Source organism: Pseudoalteromonas rubra, from assembly GCF_005887095.1.
GTDB classification, from domain to species: Bacteria; Pseudomonadota; Gammaproteobacteria; order Enterobacterales; family Alteromonadaceae; genus Pseudoalteromonas; species Pseudoalteromonas rubra_E.
The window spans coordinates 88,661-112,486 of sequence record NZ_PNCI01000017.1; the positions used below are offsets into that span (position 1 = coordinate 88,661).

General features: G+C 48.5%; 20 protein-coding genes. 10 read left to right on the forward strand and 10 right to left on the reverse strand.

Annotated elements, in window-relative coordinates:
* The first annotated feature begins 33 nt into the window (after positions 1-33).
* From CWB99_RS08155 to CWB99_RS08165, 3 genes are all read left to right on the forward strand, one after another.
* Entirely contained in the window at positions 34-1,050 is a 1,017-nt protein-coding gene (locus tag CWB99_RS08155; protein ID WP_054014594.1) for an aspartate carbamoyltransferase, read from the forward strand.
* Positions 1,051-1,128: 78 nt separating this feature from the next.
* On the forward strand, positions 1,129-2,415 hold the full coding sequence (hemL, locus tag CWB99_RS08160) for a glutamate-1-semialdehyde 2,1-aminomutase (RefSeq protein WP_138550409.1): 1,287 nt from the start codon (positions 1,129-1,131) through the stop codon (positions 2,413-2,415).
* A gap of 139 nt (positions 2,416-2,554) precedes the next feature.
* A complete protein-coding gene (locus CWB99_RS08165) occupies positions 2,555-4,396 on the forward strand; it encodes a methyl-accepting chemotaxis protein (RefSeq protein WP_138550410.1) in 1,842 nt (613 codons plus the stop codon).
* 22 nt (positions 4,397-4,418) lie between these two features.
* Here CWB99_RS08165 and mrcB read toward each other — a convergent pair whose 3' ends face one another.
* From mrcB to CWB99_RS08185, 4 genes are all read right to left on the reverse strand, one after another.
* A complete protein-coding gene (mrcB, locus tag CWB99_RS08170; protein ID WP_138550411.1) occupies positions 4,419-6,761 on the reverse strand; it encodes a penicillin-binding protein 1B in 2,343 nt (780 codons plus the stop codon).
* A gap of 106 nt (positions 6,762-6,867) precedes the next feature.
* Positions 6,868-8,097: an ammonium transporter gene (locus CWB99_RS08175; RefSeq protein ID WP_138550412.1), complete on the reverse strand. Its 1,230-nt coding sequence runs from the start codon at positions 8,095-8,097 to the stop codon at positions 6,868-6,870.
* 11 nt (positions 8,098-8,108) lie between these two features.
* Positions 8,109-8,447 carry a P-II family nitrogen regulator gene (locus CWB99_RS08180; protein ID WP_138543947.1) on the reverse strand — a complete coding sequence of 113 codons (339 nt, stop codon included), beginning with the start codon at positions 8,445-8,447 and terminating at the stop codon, positions 8,109-8,111.
* A gap of 192 nt (positions 8,448-8,639) precedes the next feature.
* Positions 8,640-9,875 (reverse strand): GGDEF domain-containing response regulator, encoded by a 1,236-nt coding sequence (locus CWB99_RS08185; RefSeq protein ID WP_138550413.1) that lies wholly within the window; start codon positions 9,873-9,875, stop codon positions 8,640-8,642.
* Between the two features lie 337 nt (positions 9,876-10,212).
* Here CWB99_RS08185 and CWB99_RS08190 point away from each other — a divergent pair, with 337 nt between their 5' ends.
* The 5 genes from CWB99_RS08190 (at position 10,213) to serA (ending at position 15,160) form a co-directional block, all read left to right on the forward strand.
* A complete protein-coding gene (locus CWB99_RS08190; RefSeq protein WP_138550414.1) occupies positions 10,213-11,739 on the forward strand; it encodes a S10 family peptidase in 1,527 nt (508 codons plus the stop codon).
* Positions 11,740-11,964: 225 nt separating this feature from the next.
* Positions 11,965-12,501: a hypothetical protein gene (locus CWB99_RS08195; protein ID WP_138550415.1), complete on the forward strand. Its 537-nt coding sequence runs from the start codon at positions 11,965-11,967 to the stop codon at positions 12,499-12,501.
* Positions 12,501-13,118: a 5-formyltetrahydrofolate cyclo-ligase gene (locus CWB99_RS08200; RefSeq protein WP_138550416.1), complete on the forward strand. Its 618-nt coding sequence runs from the start codon at positions 12,501-12,503 to the stop codon at positions 13,116-13,118. Before CWB99_RS08195 ends, CWB99_RS08200 begins: the two co-directional genes overlap by 1 nt.
* Positions 13,119-13,264: 146 nt before the next feature.
* Complete coding sequence (gene rpiA, locus CWB99_RS08205) at positions 13,265-13,918, forward strand: ribose-5-phosphate isomerase RpiA (protein ID WP_125716588.1); 654 nt, start codon at positions 13,265-13,267, stop codon at positions 13,916-13,918.
* 12 nt (positions 13,919-13,930) lie between these two features.
* Complete coding sequence (gene serA / locus CWB99_RS08210) at positions 13,931-15,160, forward strand: phosphoglycerate dehydrogenase (RefSeq protein WP_138550417.1); 1,230 nt, start codon at positions 13,931-13,933, stop codon at positions 15,158-15,160.
* An 89-nt stretch (positions 15,161-15,249) separates the two neighbouring features.
* Here the strand turns inward: serA and mdh are convergent, their stop codons facing one another.
* Positions 15,250-16,182 carry a malate dehydrogenase gene (gene mdh / locus CWB99_RS08215; RefSeq protein ID WP_125716590.1) on the reverse strand — a complete coding sequence of 311 codons (933 nt, stop codon included), beginning with the start codon at positions 16,180-16,182 and terminating at the stop codon, positions 15,250-15,252.
* A 273-nt stretch (positions 16,183-16,455) separates the two neighbouring features.
* Between mdh and argR the strand changes: the two genes are divergently transcribed.
* The gene (gene argR, locus CWB99_RS08220; protein ID WP_054014583.1) at positions 16,456-16,923 is read left to right on the forward strand and encodes a transcriptional regulator ArgR; all 468 of its coding nucleotides are present in this window, start codon (positions 16,456-16,458) and stop codon (positions 16,921-16,923) included.
* 9 nt (positions 16,924-16,932) lie between these two features.
* Here argR and CWB99_RS08225 read toward each other — a convergent pair whose 3' ends face one another.
* From CWB99_RS08225 to CWB99_RS08245, 5 genes are all read right to left on the reverse strand, one after another.
* Positions 16,933-17,844 carry a Dyp-type peroxidase gene (locus CWB99_RS08225; RefSeq protein WP_138550418.1) on the reverse strand — a complete coding sequence of 304 codons (912 nt, stop codon included), beginning with the start codon at positions 17,842-17,844 and terminating at the stop codon, positions 16,933-16,935.
* Between the two features lie 142 nt (positions 17,845-17,986).
* Positions 17,987-19,018: an ABC transporter ATP-binding protein gene (locus CWB99_RS08230; protein ID WP_138550419.1), complete on the reverse strand. Its 1,032-nt coding sequence runs from the start codon at positions 19,016-19,018 to the stop codon at positions 17,987-17,989.
* A complete protein-coding gene (locus CWB99_RS08235; RefSeq protein WP_138550420.1) occupies positions 19,018-20,649 on the reverse strand; it encodes an ABC transporter permease in 1,632 nt (543 codons plus the stop codon). The genes CWB99_RS08230 and CWB99_RS08235 overlap by 1 nt, the downstream gene beginning before the upstream one ends.
* Positions 20,650-21,654, reverse strand: coding sequence for a Fe(3+) ABC transporter substrate-binding protein (locus CWB99_RS08240; protein WP_138550421.1), 1,005 nt, complete (start codon positions 21,652-21,654; stop codon positions 20,650-20,652).
* A gap of 882 nt (positions 21,655-22,536) precedes the next feature.
* Positions 22,537-23,205 (reverse strand): tRNA-uridine aminocarboxypropyltransferase, encoded by a 669-nt coding sequence (locus CWB99_RS08245; RefSeq protein ID WP_138550422.1) that lies wholly within the window; start codon positions 23,203-23,205, stop codon positions 22,537-22,539.
* A 63-nt stretch (positions 23,206-23,268) separates the two neighbouring features.
* Between CWB99_RS08245 and CWB99_RS08250 the strand changes: the two genes are divergently transcribed.
* Positions 23,269-23,808, forward strand: coding sequence for a GNAT family N-acetyltransferase (locus CWB99_RS08250; RefSeq protein ID WP_138550423.1), 540 nt, complete (start codon positions 23,269-23,271; stop codon positions 23,806-23,808).
* The last annotated feature ends 18 nt before the right edge of the window (positions 23,809-23,826 follow it).

The following is a 23,826-nucleotide window of genomic DNA, read 5'->3' on the forward strand; positions in this document are numbered from 1 at the left end:
TCCTGTTGTCAATCTGTGATTAGGAATCGCCGCATGTTAAGTTTCCAAGGTGAAAACATCCTCTCCGTCAACGAACTCGACAGAGATGCCATTGAGCTGATTTTCAGTGTTGCTAAGAAAATGGAACCCTACGCTAAGAAGCACAAACGCACCAACGTATTAGAAGGTGCGGTATTAGCAAACCTGTTTTTTGAACCCAGTACCCGAACGCGTGTCAGTTTCGGAACCGCCTTTAATTTGCTAGGTGGTACGGTCCGCGAGACCACAGGTATGCAAAGTTCCGCTTTAGCCAAAGGCGAATCCCTGTATGACACAGCCCGAGTCATTTCGGCCTATGCGGATGCAGTGGCGATGCGCCATCCGGATGCAGGCTCCGTGGCTGAGTTTGCCACAGGTTCTGATGTACCAGTGATCAATGGTGGTGATGGTCCGAACGAGCACCCCACTCAGGCCTTACTGGACCTGCTGACGATTGAACGTGAACTGGGACGCTTTGAGCGCGGTATTGACGGCATGCACATCGCTTTGGTTGGCGACCTTAAATATGGCCGAACAGTCCACTCCCTTTCTAAATTACTGTGTCACTACAAAAACGTGCGCTTTTCCATGGTTGCCCCGGACGGGTTGCAGATGCCAGACTACATTCTTGATGCGGTCAGTAATGCGGGTCATCAAATTGAGCTGGTATCTCAGATGGAAGGTAATCTGGCTGCTGATATCGTCTATCAGACACGTATTCAGGAAGAGCGTTTCCCGTCACAGGAAGAAGCCAATAAATACCGTGGTGGCTTTCGCATCAGTCAGGCCATTTATGACGCACATTGTAAGCCGGAGTCGGTACTGATGCACCCGCTGCCGCGCGACAGCCGCGGGGATGCCAACGAGCTGGATAATGATTTAAACAATAACGATAACCTGGCTATCTTCCGTCAGGTTCAAAACGGCGTGTTGATCCGCATGGCGCTGTTTGCACTGACACTGGGCGTTGCCGACAAGGTTGAGCAATATGAAGTGGATGTGCCCTGGTTCAGCCGCAAGCGCGACAGCTAAGTTGTTACACTCGTTTTCATGATTTGAGGTATTTGGTAAAAGCACCAGATACCTTATGCACATAACAAAGGACACATTATGACAATCAGTCAAGATCTCTTCTCTCGTGCCCAGGAATCTATCCCGGGTGGTGTTAACTCACCCGTTCGTGCGTTTAACGGCGTAGGTGGCACGCCGCTATTTATCAATAAGGCTGAAGGTCCGCACACCTTTGATGCCGATGGCAAACGTTATATCGATTATGTTGGCTCCTGGGGACCTATGATCCTGGGCCACAACCACCCTCAAATTAAGCAAGCGGTGCTGGATGCCGTTGAAAATGGCCTAAGCTATGGCGCACCGACTGAGAGCGAAATTCTAATGGCTGAAAAAGTCAAAGCGCTTGTTCCGTCAATTGACAAGGTACGTATGGTCAGCTCAGGCACCGAAGCGACTATGAGCGCTATCCGTCTGGCTCGTGGTTATACCGGCAGAGATAAAATTTTAAAGTTCGAAGGTTGCTATCATGGCCATGCGGATTCTCTGTTGGTTAAGGCAGGCTCAGGCGCGCTGACAATGGGCGTACCTAACTCTCCGGGGATCCCAGCTGATTTTGCCAAACATACACTCACGGTATCGTTCAACAATATCGATGAAGTGAAAGCCATCTTTGCACAATACCCGGATCAAATCGCCTGTATCATTGTTGAACCTGTGGCGGGCAATATGAATTGTATTCCTCCGGTCGAAGGGTTTCTGGAAGGTCTGCGCGAGATCTGTGATAGCCATCAATCTGTCCTGATCTTCGATGAGGTCATGACGGGCTTTAGGGTTGCACTGGGCGGTGCTCAGGCCTATTACAATATCGAGCCAGATCTGACTTGTCTGGGTAAAGTGATCGGCGGTGGTATGCCAGTAGGTGCCTTTGGTGGTAAGCGTGAAATCATGGATTACATTGCCCCTGTGGGCCCAGTCTATCAGGCAGGCACGCTATCCGGTAACCCGATTGCCATGGCCGCAGGCCTGAAAGCCCTTGAGCTGCTGTCTGAGCCCGGGCTACACGATACCCTTGAGACCAAAAGCAAGCAACTTTGTGACGGTTTCCAGCGTGCTGCAGATGCAGCGGGTATTGCACTAACCACCAACTATGCCGGCGGTATGTTTGGCTTCTTCTTTACAGAGGCTGCACGTGTTGATACCTACCAGCAGGCGACTGAATGCGACCTAGAGCGTTTCAAGCGCTTTTTCCACCTGATGTTGGAAGAAGGTGTCTATCTGGCACCCTCCGCGTTCGAAGCCGGTTTTGTCAGCACCATGCACAGCGACGAAGATATTGCTGAAACTATCAGGGCAGCAGAACGCGCTTTCGCTAAGCTTGCCGCCTAATCAATCCGCATTGCACAGCTATCTAAAAAGCCCCTTTTGGGGCTTTTTTTATGGCTGACAGTAAAAACTTTCGATGCTTTGAACTATTCTTTGCTTATTCTCGGTCTCCTAACAATGACTTATAAGCAAAGATAACATTATGACAGGACTCAGATCTGCAGCCAGCCCAGCCATCGCTTTTATGGCACAGCTAAAATACAAAACTAAAATCAGCCTGGTATTTGGTATTCTCTTGGTACCACTCAGTCTGAGCTTGTTTTTTCTAAACTCCACCCTGACCCAGTCGATTCAAGTCAGTCAGCAACAGCGTGCAGGGTTACAATTTTACCCTCCTATTTTGGAAAACCTACTCAACCAGCAAGCCCAGCGCAATGCCCAGGTATTGGCGCGCAGCCCATTTTCCGCTGGTTTAAAACCAGGCAATGAACTGGAACATCTGTCAATCGCATCTAAGCTCGCCATAGACAATGATCTCAGCCGCTCTTATCTCAACCGCTCCCTGGTTGAATCCCTGCCAAACGTGATAGCCCAGGTGAACAATATTGCCCAGCAAGCCACTGATATCATTGGCCGAGGCAGTTTTACGCCGGATTCTTTTATCGCACTGTCTAATCTCAACAAAGTGCTGCCACTGGTTAAAGCACAGATGAACGACAAACTGGGCGTGGCAACAGCGCATAACAAACAAGTAAATAAACGTCTTAAAGACAAAATGTCAGCACTGAATCGTTCACTTGATAACTATCATAGAGCCATCAAAGATAAACTGCTTGAGCCCGATGACATTGAGCTGACCAACAGTGCATTTAACAGCGCGCATCGTGATGTACTGACTCAGCTCAGTGGCTTGATCAACGAAGCAACGCCGACACTGAAAACACTCCTCGATAACAAACTGACGAGCGAACGCAGGATCCGTAATCTGGTGGCGCTGGCCTCTGTGCTCAGCCTGCTATTAGCACTTTATCTTATGCTCGGTTTCTATTTTGCTGTGGTGGATACCATTGCGGAGTTTTCAGCGTCAGCACAACACGCTTCCGGGGGCAATCTAACCGTCAGAGCGGTCCCTCGGGGCAAAGATGAGCTTAGCGAAATCTTGCGCCAGTACAATGCCGTGCTAGATGCCTTTGTCCACTTGCTGGGGAATGTCAGAACCACATCAACCGACTTATACGGCGCAACAGATAAGCTCAGTCAGATAAGCCAGGACACCAGAGAAGACGTGGCACAACAGCAAGCTAAAATCCAGACCGTTCACCAGGCGCTCAGTGAAATGGCCAATGCTGCGGATGCCGTTGAAAACTCAGCTCATCATGCCACAGAGCTGGCCGCCACTGCCGCACAGCAGGTCAAACAGGGCAGTGAAAATACCACTCGGCTGGCAGAGCACATGACAGTATTGCAACAAGAATTCGAAGAAAGTCGTATTGCGCTGGATAAACTGGCCCAGGATAGTCAGGACATTAGTAAGGTCAGTCTGGGGATCAGTGAAATTGCGGAGCAAACCAACCTGCTCGCACTCAACGCTGCCATAGAAGCTGCACGGGCTGGCGAGCAAGGCCGCGGATTCGCCGTTGTGGCAGACGAAGTGCGTACTCTGGCGCAAAGGACTCAGCAACAGACTGAAGAAATCCACTCTATCATTCATTCATTACAGCAGGCCTCGAATGATACGCAAAAGAAAATGCTCAGCAGTGTGGAAAAAATGGAACAAGGTGTCAGCGCAGCGAATGAGACAAACCAGGTACTCAGCGCCGCTGAACAAAGTATGGCCGATATTGACCAGCAAGGTCATGTGATCAGCGATCAGGTAAAACGCCAGGCTGTTGCTACACAACAGGCACTGGCAGAGTCAAGTGAAATAAGCCACCTTGCTGACCACACCCTGAGTTCGGCTGAGGCCACAAAAAGTGATGCTCAGAAACTCAGTAATATGGCGGCCACGTTAAAACAGCTGATCGCTAAGTTCAAAACCGAGTAACTGATTGAAACCAGCCTTCGGGTTAACCACACCCGGGGCGTGGGTTAAATTCCTCAATACGTATGGGTAACTGGATAGTTGGGCCACAATGTGGTGCCGCTTGCTCTCCGGTTTGTTCATTGATGAACGCCCAGCGTATTCCCTGAGGACGCTGATCCGCTATCGCCTGCGGGTTCAGGGGTTTTAAATAACGAATGTAGAGTTCCAGCGCCCCTCGGCCCCCAGTCAGTTTTGCAGGTTTATTGTCGTCACGGCCGACCCAGGTCACCGTCACGGTATTATGATCGAACCCCGCAAACCAGCTGTCTCTCAACTCATTGCTTGTTCCCGTTTTACCGGCCAGCTGAACAGACGGAAAGTGCTGATTAAGGCGCTTTGCAGTACCGCTTTTTGTTACTCTTTTGAGTCCATAGCGTGTCATGTACATGGCTTCCTGAGAAAAGCGAGATTGCCGGGCAACCCGATGCTGATACAAACGCTTTCCGGTGGTGTTGGTAATGGCTGAGATACTCGTGAGTGAGGCATACTGACCATTGGCGGCCAGTGTCGTGTACATCTGTGCGACGTCAAAGCTCGACAATTCGACAGCGCCCAGCAACATAGAAGGGTACAGAGGAATATCACTATCTATTCCCAACTGTTGCATAGTCTGGGCAACCGAATCAACGCCCACATCCAGACCCAGGTTCACAGCTGGGATATTAATACTTTCACTAAATGCACGATACAGCGGCACGGCTCCCCGGAATTTGTGGTCAAAGTTTTCCGGTTGCCAGGTCTTGCCAGCTGCATTGGTGACTTGCAGCGGAGCGTCTTCAAGCAAAGTGCCCAAATTATACTGGGGTTGTTCCAGCGCTGACAGATAAATAGCAGGCTTTACCAGAGATCCCACATTACGGCGGGTATCCAGTACCCGGTTAAACCCGGAGTATCGTAGCTGACGCCCGGCGACCAGCGCAGAAACACCACTTTTTTCAATGTTCACCGAAACCATGCCCACTTCCAGTTGCGCCGTCGAAAAACGGCGCTCAAGATAGGGTAACCCCTCGCTGATAGCATCTTCCATTGCCGTCTGTTTCTGTAGATCGAAGTAAGTAAATACCCGGATCCCGGCGTTCACCACGTTTTCGTCCGGTAACAAGCGTTGTAACTCACGATTGACCAACTCCAGATAACCCGGGTAGGTTTGCATCAGGCTCTCTTTTAAAGGCTGTATACTGATGGGCCGCTCCAGCGCCTGGCGGTATTCATTCGTGGTGATCAGGCCATTCTCCGCCATCAACCTGAGGACCAGATCGCGTCGCTCCATCGTGCGCTCCGGATAACGGCGAGGATTGTAATACGAAGGGCCTTTCACCATAGCAACCAGCATGGCAATCTGATCAAACTCAAGTTCATCGACCGGCTTTGCAAAATAGAATTCTGCTGCCAGACCCATTCCATGCACTCCCTGATTGTATGCCTGACCCAGGTAGACCTCGTTAAGATAAGCTTCCAGGATCTCATCTTTGCTGTAACGGAAATCCAGAATGAGGGCGATAAAGGCTTCATTGACTTTGCGCAGCAAAGAACGCTCTCGGGTCAGATAAAAGTTCTTTGCCAGTTGCTGGGTCAGGGTACTGCCCCCCTGCACAGTGCGTCCGGCTCGAATATTATGATAAAGGGCACGCATAATTGACCATACCGATACCCCATGGTGTTCATAGAATGCCCTATCTTCAACTACCAGCAAGGTATCTTTGAGAATATCCGGTATTTTTGCCAGTGGCACAAACTCCCTGTCCTGTCGGCTTTCATTACCTATCCGGGCAATTTGCACAGGCTCCAGCCTTGCCGCCTGAATTCGTCTGCCCTGCTCATTAACTATGCTGGCAAGCTTTTTCCCGGCAAAGTTCAGCGTGAATATACGGGCCTGTTCAACCCCGTCATGGAACTCAAAAGTACGGCGATAAACGGTGATGGTGCGCCCCTGAACCACGAACTGCCCCGTGTGTCTAATACGATTAACACGCGAATAATTCAGCCGCTCCAGCTCCCAAATCACCTCCTGCTCAGCCAGGTACTGATCTGGATAAAACGACATCGCCCTGGCGTATACCTGGACTGGCAGTTGCCATTTGTTGCCTTCAAATTGGCGACTGACTTTGGCATCGAGATAAACCACATAACCGGCAACAGCAAACGCCATGGCCAGACTCAGCTTCCAGCACAACGACCACAGCGTACTCAAGACCCGGCGACGAAATGCACTCAAACGGTGCTTTATTGTCATTGCTGACTTAGCTGTCTTTTTTTTGCCTGATTTGGCAGGAGTTTTTCGCGGGGACTTGCGGGGTTTGCTTGGTGCTTTTTTATTGTCTGCCATTGCCCATGGAATGCTTGCTGAGAGTTAATGGATGCTAGATTATCTCAGATTAACTTCCGCTTAAACCAAAAAGCGCGATGAGCCGCACTTTTTGGTTATTTCTTCCCTACTTATTACGTATGGTCACAAATTCCGGATAAGCATCAATCCCACAGTCATGCTGGTCCATGCCACTGAGCTCTTCTTCTTCTCCGACTCGGATCCCCATCAGCGTTTTGATCATACCCCAGACGATATATGACGCAATGAATACAAAACCCAGAATGGTAACCAGGCCAATGGCTTGGGTCGCAAAGCTGGCGTCACTGTTGGAGAATGGCACCATCATAATACCCAACGCACCACAGACACCATGAACAGAAATAGCACCAACAGGGTCATCAATGCGTAGTTTATCCAATGCAACGATGCTGAATACCACTAACGATCCACCCAACATACCTAGGATACAGGCCAATATGGGGGTCGGTGACGCAGGCTCTGCCGTAATGGTGACCAAGCCCGCCAGCGCACCATTTAGGATCATAGTCAGGTCCGCTTTTTTCCACATCAGTTTGCACACCACCAACGCGGCAATGGCACCGGCAGCCGCCGCCGCATTGGTATTGACCATGATCTGACTGACAGCGATAGCGTTACTTTTATCAGCCAAAAACAACTGAGAGCCGCCATTAAAACCAAACCAGCCCATCCATAAAATAAAGGTTCCTAATGTTGCCAGTGGCAGGTTTGAACCTGGAATTGGATAGATTTCTCCATTCTTACCATATTTACCTTTTCGTGCTCCCAACAGCAATACCCCCGCCAATGCGGCAGCTGCACCGGCGCCATGCACAATAGCAGACCCCGCAAAGTCAACAAAACCCAGCTCAGATAAAAAACCTGCTCCCCAGGTCCAGTATCCCTCAATTGGATAGATAAGGCCTGTCAGGACAACCGTAAACAATAAAAATGCCCAGAGTTTCATACGCTCAGCAACCGCACCTGAGACAATCGACATCGCCGTGGCAACAAACACGACCTGAAAGAAAAAGTCAGATTCCAGTGCGTGATCCGCATCCGCCGCAGCACTACCAATCAAGGCCCCAAAGTTAGGCACCACTCCGCCCTCCACATTATCCACATACATAATGTTATAGCCGACCAGTAAAAACATGGTGCAGGCAATGGCATACAGGGCAATATTTTTGGTTAGAATTTCAGTGGTGTTTTTAGAGCGAACCAGCCCAGCTTCGAGCATAGCGAATCCCGCGGCCATCCACATTACCAGAATACCGGAGACCAGAAAGTAAAAAGTGTTCAGAGAGAATTGTAATTCGATTACCGTATTTTCCATCGTCTTGCCCCTTAAATCGCTTCTTCGTCGAGTTCACCGGTGCGGATCCGGACTATCTGTTCAAGGTCATAAACAAAGATTTTGCCGTCACCAATTTTGCCTGTGCTGGCGATCTCAGTGATAGCGTCAACAACACGCTGGGTATTTTCACTACGCGTGGCAATTTCCAGCTTAATTTTAGGAATAAAGTCGACCTGATATTCGGCTCCACGATACAGCTCGGTGTGACCACGCTGGCGGCCAAAGCCTTTTACATCAACCACGGTCATGCCCTCAATGCCAAGTTCGGCCAGGGCTTCGCGGACTTCATCCAGCTTAAATGGTTTAATTATTGCGCTTATCATTTTCATTATTTGCCCCCCCAGGGCAGCTGATCCTGTCACAGGGGGTAATCCAACCTTTGTGCCAAAAATAAAAGTCTCTATTTTTTATTCGGTTAGGATATTTTTATCGCGTTTTAGAAAGGACAAACGCACCGTGCTGGTGCGCTTGTTTGTTGTCTGACTTGAAATGGTGCAAAATCGAGTGCGCCGTGGTCCGTTTTAACTTTCACTGACCATGACGCAGTTACGCTGGGCTTCTTTCGCTCGGTACAGTGCATTATCTGCCGCACGCATAACATCACTGAGTGTCGCTTTATCGCAACGGGCAATCCCTACGCTGAGCGTACAGTGCAGCGACTCATCCTGGATCATAAACTGAGTATTAGCAAAGCGTTCTCTAAAATCCTGACAACTGTCTTTGGCCACCTCCAGATCATTGCCAGGCATCAGCACCGCAAATTCTTCCCCTCCTACACGGGCCACCAAACAGTGGTTGAATGAGCTATTAAGCAACTCAGCGGCCTGAGACAAAACCTTGTCACCGCCAAGGTGACCATACTGATCATTGATGGCCTTAAAGTGGTCCAGGTCAAGTAAGGCAAGCGTAAACTGGTTCGGCTTATTTTTAAGTACCTTATCCATGTGCTGGCAAAAATAGCGACGGTTATAAAGACCTGTCAGAAAATCCCGGTGAGCATATTCTTTAATGTCTGCGATCAGATTTAGCTGGTCCATCGTTTGCATCACACGACAGTGGAACTCTTCGTTCATAAACGGCTTAGTCAAAAAGTCATTGGCGCCATATTTAATGAACTTAGCCGATAAGCCATGACTGCCCGCTCCAGACAAACCTATGATAGCCAGATCATCGCGTCCACGGCTGTTGCGCACGGCTTTGACCAACTCAAAGCCGTCCATAGTCGGCATCGCGTAGTCCGTCAAAAGGAGTTTTATCTCTGGCTTGGCATTGAGCATATTAAGTGCTTGCTCACCATCTTGAGCCTCAAATACAGTGAACAGCTGCTTTTCCAACATCTGCCGCATAACTGCACGGCTGATCATGGAGTCGTCCGCAATCAGCGCCTGACATCCCTCATTGCGTAACAAACGCGATACCAATTTGATGGCGTACAGATAGGAATCCCGGTTGTCTTTAATCACATAGTCTACAACCCCCATCTCAAGCATGTGCTGACGACTGTATTCATCAATTTTAGAGGTCAGTACCACCGTAGGGACATTGCGACTCAGCGTTAACTGAACCACTTCGCCGTCTGGCGCATCAGGCAAGGTCAGATCAACCAGTGCCAGGGTGTAATGTTGGTTCTCGAGTAATGCCTGGGTTTCTTTCAGTGACCAGGCATAATCGATTTCCACATCCAGGTGTTGTGACGCAAGGTGGCGTAGGATCTGCTGTACAACCTTACTGTCTTCGACGACTAATACTCTTTGCATTACTATGCTCTACTAAAACTACGAGAAAAGGGAAGAGATACAAGAATTTAACAGTGCTAAATACTTTCATACTACGGACATAAGGATTAAATATACGCGATTTCTGTGACAAAAAAAACTCACAGCTCAATTAAATTGTAAACAGACAGCAACAGAGCTACGCCGAACCTTCGCGTGTTCCAGTGAATAAGAACACAAAAAAGAAACCTGACAAACCATAAAAATTAACACCGAGCACACGTAGCCTATTTTTTGGCTGTTAGTCTCAAGTTCTTTGAACTCTTCTCAATAACCGTCTTAAATAAGTCGATTCATTTCATCAAAAAATTAAAAGAACATGTTGTTGAAACCATTACTTTTCGCACTTTCTACAACCCTGCTCACCACGTTGCCGCAAACAGGGCTGGCTCAAGCCGATACCCAAGGTCAGTTAACCCAGCAAATCGATGCGCAGGTTATCACCGAGCACAAAGGCACCTTTAACGGAGAGCGCTTTGCCTACACGGCCACCACGGGCACTCAACCAGTATGGGATAAAGAAGGCCACCCCATTGCGACACTGCACTACACTTACTACAAAAAGAGTAAAGTCAAAGATCCCGCCACCCGCCCGTTACTGATCTCATTTAATGGCGGACCAGGTTCAGCCTCGGTATGGATGCACATCGCTTATACTGGCCCCCGGGTACTGAAAATAGACGATGAAGGCTATCCAATGCAGCCATATGGTTTGAAAGACAACCCGGATTCCGTGTTGGATGCAGCCGATATCCTGTTTGTGAATCCAGTTAATACGGGCTATTCGCGTGTATTACCCGAACAAGATGGCTCAATGGCCGACAAAAAAACCCTTCAGGCGCGCTTTTTTGGTGTCAATGCCGATGTAGAATATCTCGCAGGCTGGCTGAATACGTTTATTAACCGCCACGGCCGCGCGCTGTCTCCGAAGTTTCTTATCGGAGAAAGCTATGGGACAACCCGTGTATCAGGCTTAGCACATGAGCTACAAAACAAGCAGTGGCTATTTCTCAACGGGGTCGTACTGGTTTCTCCGACCGATATTGGCATTAAACGTCAGGGGCCTGTAAAAAGCGCCAATCGACTACCGTATTTCGCTGCGACGGCCTGGTATCACAATGCGCTCTCTGAAGAACTGCAAAACCAGGACCTGCTGAGCGTACTTAAGCAGGTGGAAGCTTATACGCTAGATCACTACCTGCCCGCTTTGGCCAAAGGGGCGATGTTGAGTGAGCAGGCACGCCAGCAAGTAGCTAAAAAAGTTGCGCACTTCAGTGGCCTGTCGGAGCAGTTCGTGCTGCAAAATAACCTCGACATCCCCAACCGCGCTTTCTGGAAAGAATTGCTACGCGAGCGGGGTTATACCGTCGGTCGTCTGGACTCTCGTTACCTGGGGATCGATAAACGAGAGGCAGGTGAAGGTCCAGATTATTGGCCGGAATTAGATGCCTGGTTGCACGCATTTACGCCGGCAATCAACCATTATTTCCGTTTTGAGCTGAACTATAAAACCGACATCAAATACAATATGTTTGGCGACGTGCGCCCCTGGGACCGCAGCAATAACAACGTGGGTGAACAACTGCGATTATCTATGGCAAAAAACCCTTACCTGAACGTGATGGTACAGTCAGGTTACTATGATGGTGCCACCAACTACTTTGATGGCAAGTACAATCTCTGGCACCTGGATCCCAGCGGGAAAATGCAGGACAGATTACGCTTTAAGGGTTATCGCTCAGGCCATATGATGTATCTGCGTCGCCCAGACCTGACTCAAGCCAATCAGGACCTGCGAGAATTCATCACCGACTCGCTCAAATACAACCAATCAGCGAAATATTGAACCCGGCTAAATGACGACAATACGGCGCCTAACTGAGGCGCCGTTTTTCTTTCCCTTGCGACCCGCCCAGATAACTTCATACACAGATTGGAAAAGTTAGGTATACTCAAAACAACAATTGACGATGCCCATGTTTTTATTCTGCTTACTCAGCAATAAGTTAACAACAATCCGCAGGGTTCAGAGTGAGCCGTGGGCCTGAAGTACAGATAGTGAGGAAACCTCATGAGCGAGCATTTTCGCGTTGTGTTTTCTGGCTTTAAGCCCGGTACCGACAACCAGGCAGCCATAGAGCAACTCGCAGCCAAGTTAAAAGTATCGGAACAAAAGGTCACCGACTTTACCTCAGGTAAACCCTTGTTTGGCCCCGCAGACAAACAAAAGTGTCTGAAGCAGGCAAAATTACTTGCAATTTATGGGATCCAGAGCAAGCTACAATCACAAGCCTCAGCGGGAACAGGAGTCGCTCAGGACGCTGCGAATGAACGCGTATTTGATGCCCTGGACTACATCACCAGCAGCCTGATCCGCATTGAAGAAAAACTGGATGAACTTGAACAACGTATCGACGGCAAGCAAGTACAGAACGAGCAAAGTGAAGACGATGAGTGGGAAGACGAATCCCTGTTTAGTGAACTTGAGCTGGACAGCGAGCCTCCCAAACGCTCTAAAAAGCTCTTGTATATTCTGTTATCACTATTAGTGTTATTGTTAGTCGTTCTGGGCATCAGCCTCGCTTTTCCAGAGTTGGTACCCATGTAATGAAAATAAATTCACCTTTAGATGAAAATACTGCAACTACTAGGAAGAAAATTAGAAAGGACATTAGAAAAATTCGTAATAGCCTTTCGATAGAACAACAGAAAGATGCAGAAGAAAAGCTAAATATTAATTTTATTCAACATGTAAACTTACCCAAAGAGGCCCGGATCGGGATCTACTTAGAGAACGATGGAGAACTTAGAACTAACCTTTTAATTCAATCACTTTGGTCCAAAGGCGTGAAGCTTTACCTGCCTGTGATCCACCCCTTTAGCGGGGTCACTTTGCTGTTTCAGAAGTATGAAAAAAACTCACCCATGAGGCAGAATCGCTATGCTATCTTAGAGCCAGAATTAAATTGTAGCCAAATTTGCCCACTGGCGCAGTTAGACTATTTACTGCTTCCTCTGGTGGCGTTTGACGACGCTGGCAATCGCCTCGGTATGGGGGGTGGCTACTATGATCGCACGCTGGCGCGTTATTATCGTGAAAACTGGCAACAACCAAAGCTAATTGGCCTGGCACATGACTGTCAGAAAGTCCCTGCACTGCCCACGGAGGCCTGGGACGTGCCTTTACCAACCATAATCACGCCGCAAAAATGCTATCAGTGGTAAACGCATTGATAATGTATTTTTCCCACCACTGATTCATCACATTAGTGCCAGATCATAAATTCTTCTATTAGAGGCATCTGGCATACTTTTCTGCGCTTTGGGCGTATAATTGCGAACCAATAATTAACTAAAACAGTGATCGCGTTATGACTCAAGATGAAATGAAAAAAGCAGCTGCCTGGGCGGCATTACAATATGTCGAAGCTGGTACAGTTGTTGGTGTGGGTACAGGTTCTACCGTAAACCACTTTATCGATGCATTAGGCAGTGTCAAAGATACTATTAAAGGGGCGGTTTCAAGCTCAGAAGCTTCCACAGAAAAGCTGAAGGCGCTGGGGATCGAGGTGTTTGAGCTCAATGACGTCTCTGAGCTGGACATCTATGTGGATGGTGCGGATGAAATCAATGCGCACAACCAGATGATCAAAGGTGGTGGTGCAGCACTGACTCGCGAGAAGATTGTTGCAGCGGTTGCCAGACAGTTTATCTGTATCGTCGACAACACTAAGCATGTTGACGTACTGGGCCAGTTCCCTTTACCGGTTGAAGTGATCCCAATGGCACGCAGCTATGTGGCGCGTGAGTTACTCAAGCTGGGAGGCGACCCTGTCTATCGCCAGGGCGTCGTGACGGACAATGGCAACGTGATTTTAGACGTGCATGGACTGTCCATCACTCAGGCAGCTGAACTGGAAGAAAAAATTAATCAAATCGTCGGTGTTGTCACCAATGGCTTGTTCGCTCAGCGCGGCGCCAACATCGTCATTACAGGTACCCCAGAGGGGCCACAAATTAAGTAACAGGAATAAGTCATGAGTAAGGTATCGTTGTCAAAGGACAAAATTCGCATTTTATTGTTGGAAGGCGTACACCAGAGCGCAGTTGAAACACTCAAACGCAACGGTTATAGCAATATCGAGTACGTAAAGACATCGCTACCTGAAAGTGAACTGATTGAGCGGATCAAGAATGTCCACTTTGTTGGGATCCGCTCACGTACTCACCTGAGTGAAGCCGTACTGGAAGCTGCAGAAAAGCTGGTTGCTGTTGGCTGCTTCTGTATTGGCACCAATCAGGTTGACCTGGATGCGGCTAAAAAACGCGGTATTGCCGTATTTAATGCGCCATTTTCTAATACGCGCTCGGTGGCTGAGCTGGTACTCGGTGAGATCCTGCTACTATTGCGGGGCATTCCAAAACGCAACGCCATGGCACACCGTGGTGAATGGTTCAAATCAGCTATCGGCTCCTTTGAAGCGCGCGGTAAAACACTGGGGATCATAGGGTATGGTCACATAGGGACGCAGCTGGGGATCATGGCCGAAAACATCGGTATGAAGGTCGAATTTTACGACATCGAAGATAAACTCACCTTAGGTAACGCACAGCAGGTTCAGAGCTTAACTCAGCTCCTGCAGCGGGCTGATGTGGTGAGTTTACATGTGCCTGAAACGTCACAAACCAAAAACCTGATCGGTATGGCTGAGCTGGAAGTAATGAAGCAAGGTGCCATTCTGATCAATGCATCACGTGGTACTGTCGTGGATATTGATGCACTGGCAGAAGCACTCAGTGCAGGAAAGCTGTCAGGTGCTGCCATTGACGTATTCCCTGTCGAGCCTAAGTCTAACGATGAAGAATTTGTCTCGCCGCTGCGCCAATTCGACAATGTGATTCTGACACCACACGTGGGAGGCTCCACTCAGGAAGCTCAGGAAAACATTGGTATCGAAGTTGCCGGTAAACTGACCAAATACTCAGACAATGGCTCAACGGTTACGGCGGTGAACTTCCCTGAAGTATCTCTTCCTGAACTCTCTAATCGCAGTCGTCTGTTGCACGTGCATGAGAACCGCCCTGGCGTGCTGACGCAAATTAACCAAGCGTTTGCACAACATGGTATCAACATCGCAGCCCAATACCTGCAAACCGACGACAGCATCGGTTACGTGGTGATTGATGTAGACAGCGATCACTCTGAAGTTGCTTTAAAAGAGCTAAGCGCGGTTGAAGGCACCATTCGTGCCCGTATCCTGCACTAACCACCCAGTTAACGAACACAAAAAAGCCTGTCTAATGACAGGCTTTTTTAATTTCATACACTGAGTAATATTGCTCAGCAAGCTGGCAATTATGCCATGAAATCAACACCTTCTTTAATGTCTTTTTCAAGAGTCGCCAGCATGTCGTCTTTTGCTTGTTGCTCAAACGCGCTCAGCTCGCCGTATGGCAGTAGCTCTTCTACGCCGTTTTTACCAAGACGTACTGGTTGTGCGAAGAAAGTTGCATCGCCAGTGTTGCCTTCAACGTACGCATACTCAACAACGTTTTCGCCTTGCAGGCCTTTAACCAGTGAGAAGCAGAAACGTGCTGCAGCTGCGCCCATAGACAGAGTTGCAGAGCCGCCACCCGCCTTAGCTTCAACAACTTCAGTACCGGCGTTCTGAATACGCTTGGTCAGTGCAGCGACTTCTTCATCAGAGAACTCAGCACCTTCAACCTGTGAAAGCAGAGGCAGAATAGTAGTACCTGAGTGACCACCAATCACTGGCACTTTCACGTCGCTTACGTTCAGGCCTTTCAGCTCAGCGATGAAAGTCTCTGCACGGATAACATCCAGTGTAGTCACACCGAATACGCGAGCCGGATCGTAAGTACCTGCTTTTTTGAATACTTCAGCAACGATTGGCACAGTGCCGTTAACTGGGTTAGTGATCACACCAACCAGGGCTTTAGGACAGTTCTTAACAATGCCTTCAGCCAGAGTCTTGATGATGCCAGCATTCACATTGAACAGATCAGCACGGTCCATGCCCGGCTTACGTGGCATACCCGCAGGGATCAGAACGATGTCTGCATCAACCAGCGCTGCATCCAGGTCATCTTTACCAAAACCAGCAACTTTTACCGCTGTAGGGATGTGAGACAGATCAACCGCTACGCCAGGTACTACTGGCGCTACATCGTATAGCGCAAGCTCAGAACCAGCAGGCAAACCGTTTTTAAGCAAAAGAGACAATGCTTGACCGATACCGCCAGCGGCACCTAATACAGCAACTTTCATTGGAATTCTCCATAATTTGAAGGTGGAATTAAATGTGCTGTAAAGATAATGAAAAGCGCCGCCAAAAACAAATTTATCCGCGCAATTTTCGTCTTTTTTTCGACTATAGTTGTAAAGTTCGCGACAAATACTGCTACTAATGGTTTACGCCTCACTGCAGGTTTCACATACAGGAAATCCTCCCCGCTTGAAGAAACTTCTTGTGCATAAATTTGGGTAACAGAGTGGTTTTGTGTAAAATCCTAGCAATTGAGTCACAAAGAAGTACAGAGTATGCAGCCGCAGGAAAAACAAGAAGCCCTCGTCAAAGCCTTTAAGGCCCTGTTAAAAGAAGAAAATTTTGGTTCTCAAGGTGAAATAGTCGATGCCCTAAAAGAGCAGGGGTTCGATAACATCAGCCAGAGCAAAGTCTCTCGTATGCTGAGCAAGTTCGGAGCCGTCCGGACCCGCAATGCCAAACAGGAAATGGTGTATTGTTTACCGGCAGAAATGGGCGTGCCCACAGCCAAAAGCCCACTGCGTCAGCTGGTGATTGACATAGTGCACAACGAAATGATGATCATTATTCGTACCAGCCCGGGTGCCGCTCAGTTAATTGCCCGACTACTGGACTCTTTAGGCTCTGCGGATGGCGTGCTCGGGACTATTGCAGGTGACGATACCATCTTTATTGCCCCCGCCAAGGTCTCTGAGATTGATGAGACTCTGGAGCGAGTGAAAACCCTGTTTGATAATGTCTGATAGCGGTGACTACTGCGCCATTTGCTTTAGAAAATTTAGCGATGGCGCAAAAAACGCCGCCCCCATATCCCCTTGAGAGTAGTCCAGCAGAGGATCGTAATCACCGTCACCACACAACCCAAACCGGCTATGCAGCAGTTGTTCAAATGCATTGCCTTTCGCTGCACAACTGAGCCACAGGCTGCCTTGTTCATAAACATCCCCATACGGCATGCTCTGATTGAGCAACAAAGGCTTGCCTTCGCTGTCTTTTATCTCGTTGAGCCGGGCATGATTGTAGGGGGGCGCGTCTTCAATTAACTCATTGTCCAGCCGGGTACGCCCCATTAACTGTTCCTGATCCGCTAAGGGCAATGCCTGCCAGCGTGCCAAATCAAACTGAGTACGCTGTACGTGGATGTAACTCCCCTGATCATCCAGGCCATCCGGATTACTCACCAGCGCAACCTGGCGTTTGAAGCGCCCATGAGGGATATCGGCACCATAGACAAAGCCATTAAAGTCGCGGCCATCAAGAAATCGAAACGCGCGTACCTGGGCAACCAGTTCAACACTGCCCGCCAGCATGTGCAGTACACTTTGCGCAAACAGGTGATTAACGTCTTCTCTGTCTGAGCGGATCACATAGAGCAGATCGAACGGCTGGCTGTGGCACAAGTGCTCACTGCTTTTAATCAGGGGAAAACTCTTTAGCTGGGGAGGGATAAACTCGGGATAGATGTGGGGCCAGTATTGTGCGCCAATGGCCACAAAACTGCTCAGCATGGCCTCAGAAAAACGATCGCTGAGTTCATCCTGTAACCTGCCAGCCTGACTGAGCGCCGAGCGCACAGCTTCGTCCTGGCCATCCAGTACGTTAAAAAATAAGTGCAAACCATGCAGATTTGCCTCGGCACATACCCCTGATTGTGCTTGCGCCATCACCCCTTCCTATCATCAAATCAACGCGCCATACTAAACCTGGATGGTGCGGTTGTACCCGTCTCTTTTGGGCATCACCACGCGCGCCCGGTCATCGCCCTTCCCTAATTTGCTATTAGGTAATGTAACGAATTGTTATGCCTTAAGAAAAGAAGTTTATCGCATGGGGCTTAATTTTCAAACTCACAGGCCGAGAGAGATCCAGTGGTTTATCTGACGGCATCGCTACTTCTAACTTCTGACCTTCCAGCTCAATGGCATACAAATACTCAGTCCCGACAAAGCGATGTTGCGTCACTTCAACCTGGCCCTGCTCTGCATTAAACAGTTCTATATGGCTGGGTCTGAGATATATTTTACCCTCTCGTAGCGGGCTTTGAATATCAATCAAAGATTCCACAGATCCAAATGCCGTTTCAACCTGAGCACCGTTGTGGCGCTGTGCCGTCACGTAGGCACCTTGCCCCAAAAATTCCGCCACCTGGCGACTGCTTGGATGCTGAAACAGCTCTTTGGGTGTACCTAGTTGGGCAATTTGCCCCTGATGCATAATGGCGAGCCGATCTGCAAAAGCAAAGGCCTCATCTTTGGAGTGACTGACAAAAATCGCCGATACCTGCTGATCTTTAATAATATCACGAATATCTTTGATCAGCTGAAAGCGCACCTGCGCATCGATGTTTGAAAACGGCTCGTCCAGCAACAACAAGTTGGGATGGTATGCAAGGGCTCTGGCAATGGCTACCCGCTGCTGCTGGCCACCAGATAACTCGTGGGGGAAGCGTTTCGCATAGCCTTCCAGATGCACCAGTTCCAACATTTGTGCCACACGACTGTGCTTTTCGGACTTGCTCAGTTTATTGAGACCAAAGGCGATATTCTGCTCAACAGTCAGGTGCGGAAACAGTGCATAATCCTGAAACATCATACCGATGTTGCGATGCTGAGGCGCCACAAAATGTCGCTCGCTGCTGACGCTTTTGCCATTGATGCGGATCTCACCTTGCTGGGGATGCAATAACCCGGCAATGGCCTTTAAGGTTGTCGTTTTACCACAGCCACTGGCACCGAGCAGGCAAACTATTTCATTTTCAGCCACCGTTAAATCGAGCTGCTGGATCACTGGGTGACCATCATAATGATAGTGTAACGATTGGATTTCTAAGCTTGGCATTAGTTGTGTTGTTCCATTGAGCGATTAACCCAGTATAAGGGGATCAGTCCAACCAGGACGATAAACAAAGCAGAGATAGAGGCCAGTTCAAGTTGCTCATCACTGACATACTGATAAACATGGGTGGCCAGGGTTTCAAAATTAAAGGGTCTTAACAGCAGTGCCGCTGGCAGCTCTTTCATACATTCAATGAACACCAATAAACCGGCGGTCAGCAACCCGCGTTTAAGCAAGGGCATATGAACCCGGGTCAGGGTCTGAAAGCGCCCTTTTCCGAGTGATAAGCTGGCCATATCAATACTCGGGCTGATACGCACAAAACTCGATTCCACAGCACCGTGGGCAATCGCATAAAACCGCACCACATAGGCAAAAACCATGGCGAACAAAGTACCACTCAGTAACAGACCTGGCTCAACACCTGTGCCATCGAGCCACTCGTTTAGTTTGGTATCCATTAAAGTGAGCGGCAACAACACCGCAATTGCCAAAACTGTCCCAGGTAATGCATATCCGGTACTGGCAAAGCGGCCAGGCAACGGGGACAGTTTACCCGGTTCAATACGCTGATAATACACCACCAATAAGCTGATCATCATAGCGATAACACTCACGTATAAACTGATCTTCAGACTCTGCAGCGCATAGTTAAAAAACTCCGCATTCCAGGCCTGATCAAAATAATGCCACGCGTAATTGAGGAGTATTCCAACCGGTACAAAAAATGCCACACCGAGGATCAGCATACAGAAGCCCCAGGCCAGCCACCCCTGATAACCCGTTAACTCGTAGAGATAGGTGTCATTAACCCCGGACTGGCGTTCATGTACCACTTGTGTTTTGCGACTCATTCGCTCAAGTAACAGCGCAACAAATAAAAACAGCAGCATGATACCCGAGATCTTGGCTGCGGCAGTCAGCGAGTAATATCCCAGCCAGGTGTCGTACACAGCCGTCGTCAGGGTGCTTACCGCAAAATAATGCACAGTGGCAAAATCGGCCATGGTTTCCATGCTGATCAGCGCCAATGCGGCAACAATTGCACCGCGAGACAAAGGCAAACTGACTTTAAAGAAACTCTGCGCCGGGCTCATGCCCATCAACTGACTGGCCTGCACCAGCTTGAAAGACTGCTCTCGCAAAGCAGTTTTGAAGATCAAATATAAATAAGGATAGAGCACCAGGGCTATCATGACTATGGCGCCCGGCAAAGTACGCAGGTCAAAAAACCAGTAATCATCTGGCCCCTGCCAGTCAAATTGCTGTCGTAACCAGATCTGTACCGGCCCGGCATAATCGAGTAAATCAGTATAAACGTAAGCGATGATATAGGCAGGCAGAGCAAGGGGTAACATCAATGCCCATTCAAATATCCGCTTGCCGGGAAACTGACAATAGGCTGTTAACCACCCCAGCGGCAGGGCAATGAGTGAGCTGAGCGTCACTACACCAGCAATCAGCACTATGGTGTTACGGGTATAGTCCCATAACACGCTTTGCCATAAATGGCTGAATACTTCCGATTCACCTTGCAGTGCTTCGAAAATCAGAAATGCCAGCGGGATTGACAGGGCTATGCCTATCAACCACGCCACGCACTGCCACGAGGACAGACTTTGTTTTAATTGCATTTACAGGTCAAATTTTACCTCATCGATGAGCTTAAGCGCCATCGGACGGTATTTACTGATCTCGGACAAAGGTAAGCTGTCTTCCTTAAAGGTGCCCCAGGATGCCACTAGTTTCGACAATTCGACGCCCGGTTTAACCGGATATTCCATATTCATCGAGGCGTACATGTTCTGGGCTTTATTGTCGGTCATAAACTCGATCAGTTTCAAGGCATTTTCTTTGTTTTTCGAGTACTTGGTCATTACTACACCCGAAACATTCAGGTGCGAGCCACGGTCGGCCTGATTTGGGAAATTAATATAAACCGCATCGGCCCAGGCTTTTTGCTTACTGTCTTCCAGCATTTTACCAAAGTAGTAGCTGTTACCCAGCGCCAGGTCACACAGGCCTTCTTTGACGGCTTTCACTTGCGCACGGTCGTTACCCTGTGGTTTACGTGCCAGATTCGCCTTCACCCCTTGCAGCCAGGTTTTGGTTTCAGCCTCACCATGGTGTGCGATCATAGACGCAACCAGCCCCAGATTGTAGGGGTGTTTACCTGAACGCGTACAAATTTTGCCTTTATATTTAGGGTTTGCAAGCTCCTCATAGCTCAGGCTGGTTAGCTTGCCTGATCTGTCTTTTGAGGAATAAACATTACGTACACGCTTGGTCAGTGCGACCCAGTGACCATCCGGATCCCGAAAGCTAGCTGGAATATTTTTGTCGACCGTTTCACTTTCTATCGGGTTCGTCAGTCCAAGCTCCTCAAGCTGGATCATCGCACTGAAGTTCGATGTCAGGACAAGATCGGCACGACCATGCTTTCCTTCTCGTTTGACTCGCTCAATCAGGCCTTTTTTCGCAAACACCACATTGGTTTTAATACCAGTCTGCTTAGTAAAATCATCCAGAATCGGCTGGATCAGGAAAGGTTGGCGATAGGAATAGATATTTACCTCATCTGCAGCGACAGCAGATAAACTAGTAACAGCAGCAAGCAGAGTTACGATTGCACTTTTCATAGGAGCTCCAAATAAAAACAATTACTATTCTCAGGATATGGTAACCCGAAACCAGGCAAAATACAGCCGATAGTTCGGCATATTGCAATTTTATTAAATAGCGACATACGGACGTTTATGTGTAAGACATCTCTCACTAAGCTTGTCGCTATCTATGAAGATAACGCTGACTTTATCAACAAAATACAAAAAGGTCTTTGTTAGATAACAAGTTTTTTTGTAACCAAGTTAATTACCCGAATTTCAAAGCGTTTTTTTGTGGTGTTATCTCACCCAGAGTCTCATATACTTTAGTCATCTCAAGGGGAGAGCACAAAGCAACAGGGAAAAGGATGGAGTTGCTGGTCAGGGAGTTTGTGCGGTAGGAATGTCAGGAACTAGGATTAGGCTTCGGACAACAGGATATGCCGTTTAAGTAAGGACGTTGATGCACAGGTGGATGGTGCACAGGAATACAGGGAAACAGGAACAAGTCAGGATGACGACACAAAGGATGGTAAGCACGGATTATGTCAGCATATGGGAGCGCTGATTGCTTTAAGGACAGTACAGGATGTACATCTCGCAGAATGACAACGCAAGGCGAGACATGGACGAGCATGTAAGGAGTTGATCTCATCAACATAGCAGGACGCTATTTAGAAGATTCCGTCAAGCGCGGCCCGCAAGGGTCGCGCTCTTCTTATTTTTATCCCTTTTAAATTTATACCAATTTCACTTCATACCTGTTCAATTTGACGGGGCAAATATGACGCTAACTGTGTTAAAAATTTCTCATTTAGAACAACTAAATAGCAAAATTTTTGCCTAGTTATCGAACATATTTTCTCGCCTCAAAATAGAACACTTAATTAAGCAAATTGGTATTACGCGTTTAACTGATCACGCCAATTTGCTTTTCTTCCCTTTCAGATACGCATCACGAAAATCGACAAAATGCTGGGTCAGATATTCCGCAGCCTGTGTTTCACCGTTTTCAGCCAACACCACACAAGCAACCTCCGCCGTTCCCAGCTGGTGAGCATGCGGAGCTACCCTCAACTTATAATCCGACAAGCTTTCCGGTGTCACGGACAAGACAGGGAACTTATCCAGGTAAGGGCTTTTTCGGAACATTTTTTTCGCTTCTCGCCAGGTTCCGTCGAGAAAAATGTAGAGCGGCGTTTTGCCACTTTGCTGCGTCACCTGATGTATCACCCGCTCAGGTTCAACATTCTCAGCAGGAAAAACCACCACCGGCTGGTACGCAGGATCATTCAGTAAAGCCAGTAAATCAGGGTCAGGATCGGTGCGGTCCCAGCGAAACGCATGATTGTCTGGCACAATATCCGCAATCAGACGGCCCGTGTTGGAAGGTTTGAAACTCTCATTGTGATACATCAGCAAGCATACTGCACTGTTGCAATCAGCTACCTGAATACCGGCACAGATGCATAAAGATTCGGCCAGTAAACACCGCTCGCAACGGGGTAATTTTGATCCCCGGGCCTTGAATTCCCGCCGCGCGGATGCTATTTGTTGGGCTCGTAATGCCAGTACCGAGTTTTCCACACTTCTCTCCTCAAACTTGGGCCGGCTATCTTAGACAATTCTGATGATAAAAGCAGTATAACAATGATGATAATTGCGCCTTCAACACGCTTAAAATACCGCCTTATGACACAGCAGGACGCTGCTCTGCTTATTGAGCTCGACAGTGATCCTGCTGTTATGCGCTACATTACCAATGGCCAGCCCACCACCCAAGCGCAAATTGAGCAATTCTATCTGCCTCGCCTGGCAAAATTTACCAACCCACAACAAGGCTGGGGCCTGTGGCATTGTAGTTTGATTGACGACGATGCTTTTCTGGGTTGGGTATTGATCCGCCCTATGAATTTCTTCGAGGGTGACATGGATGAACGAGACCTGGAGATTGGCTGGCGTTTCAAACAAGCGGCCTGGGGAAAGGGCTATGCCACTGAAGCCGCTAAGCATATTGCAGAGCATCTGGCTGAGCAGAATAAGATGGATTATTTGAGCGCCATTGCGCTGAAAGATAACCTGGGCTCAATTAATATCATGAAGAAACTCTCAATGCGCTTTTTAAAAGAGGGCGTTCATGAGGGTCCAGACGGGCCCGTGGATGCGGTGTATTACCGTAAAGCTCTATAGCAATAGCGGGCGCTCACA

Excerpts from the sequence above, each read along its gene's own strand:
- serA (WP_138550417.1), top strand. The coding sequence starts at position 13,931 with ATGAGTAAGGTATCGTTGTCAAAGGACAAAATTCGCATTTTATTGTTG.
- mdh (WP_125716590.1), bottom strand. The coding sequence starts at position 16,182 with ATGAAAGTTGCTGTATTAGGTGCCGCTGGCGGTATCGGTCAAGCATTG.
- CWB99_RS08165 (WP_138550410.1), top strand. The coding sequence starts at position 2,555 with ATGACAGGACTCAGATCTGCAGCCAGCCCAGCCATCGCTTTTATGGCA.
- CWB99_RS08250 (WP_138550423.1), top strand. The coding sequence starts at position 23,269 with ATGATGATAATTGCGCCTTCAACACGCTTAAAATACCGCCTTATGACA.
- argR (WP_054014583.1), top strand. The coding sequence starts at position 16,456 with ATGCAGCCGCAGGAAAAACAAGAAGCCCTCGTCAAAGCCTTTAAGGCC.
- CWB99_RS08240 (WP_138550421.1), bottom strand. The coding sequence starts at position 21,654 with ATGAAAAGTGCAATCGTAACTCTGCTTGCTGCTGTTACTAGTTTATCT.
- CWB99_RS08230 (WP_138550419.1), bottom strand. The coding sequence starts at position 19,018 with ATGCCAAGCTTAGAAATCCAATCGTTACACTATCATTATGATGGTCAC.
- CWB99_RS08225 (WP_138550418.1), bottom strand. The coding sequence starts at position 17,844 with ATGGCGCAAGCACAATCAGGGGTATGTGCCGAGGCAAATCTGCATGGT.
- CWB99_RS08155 (WP_054014594.1), top strand. The coding sequence starts at position 34 with ATGTTAAGTTTCCAAGGTGAAAACATCCTCTCCGTCAACGAACTCGAC.
- CWB99_RS08175 (WP_138550412.1), bottom strand. The coding sequence starts at position 8,097 with ATGGAAAATACGGTAATCGAATTACAATTCTCTCTGAACACTTTTTAC.
- CWB99_RS08180 (WP_138543947.1), bottom strand. The coding sequence starts at position 8,447 with ATGAAAATGATAAGCGCAATAATTAAACCATTTAAGCTGGATGAAGTC.
- rpiA (WP_125716588.1), top strand. The coding sequence starts at position 13,265 with ATGACTCAAGATGAAATGAAAAAAGCAGCTGCCTGGGCGGCATTACAA.
- CWB99_RS08200 (WP_138550416.1), top strand. The coding sequence starts at position 12,501 with ATGAAAATAAATTCACCTTTAGATGAAAATACTGCAACTACTAGGAAG.
- hemL (WP_138550409.1), top strand. The coding sequence starts at position 1,129 with ATGACAATCAGTCAAGATCTCTTCTCTCGTGCCCAGGAATCTATCCCG.
- CWB99_RS08190 (WP_138550414.1), top strand. The coding sequence starts at position 10,213 with ATGTTGTTGAAACCATTACTTTTCGCACTTTCTACAACCCTGCTCACC.
- CWB99_RS08195 (WP_138550415.1), top strand. The coding sequence starts at position 11,965 with ATGAGCGAGCATTTTCGCGTTGTGTTTTCTGGCTTTAAGCCCGGTACC.
- CWB99_RS08185 (WP_138550413.1), bottom strand. The coding sequence starts at position 9,875 with ATGCAAAGAGTATTAGTCGTCGAAGACAGTAAGGTTGTACAGCAGATC.
- mrcB (WP_138550411.1), bottom strand. The coding sequence starts at position 6,761 with ATGGCAGACAATAAAAAAGCACCAAGCAAACCCCGCAAGTCCCCGCGA.
- CWB99_RS08235 (WP_138550420.1), bottom strand. The coding sequence starts at position 20,649 with ATGCAATTAAAACAAAGTCTGTCCTCGTGGCAGTGCGTGGCGTGGTTG.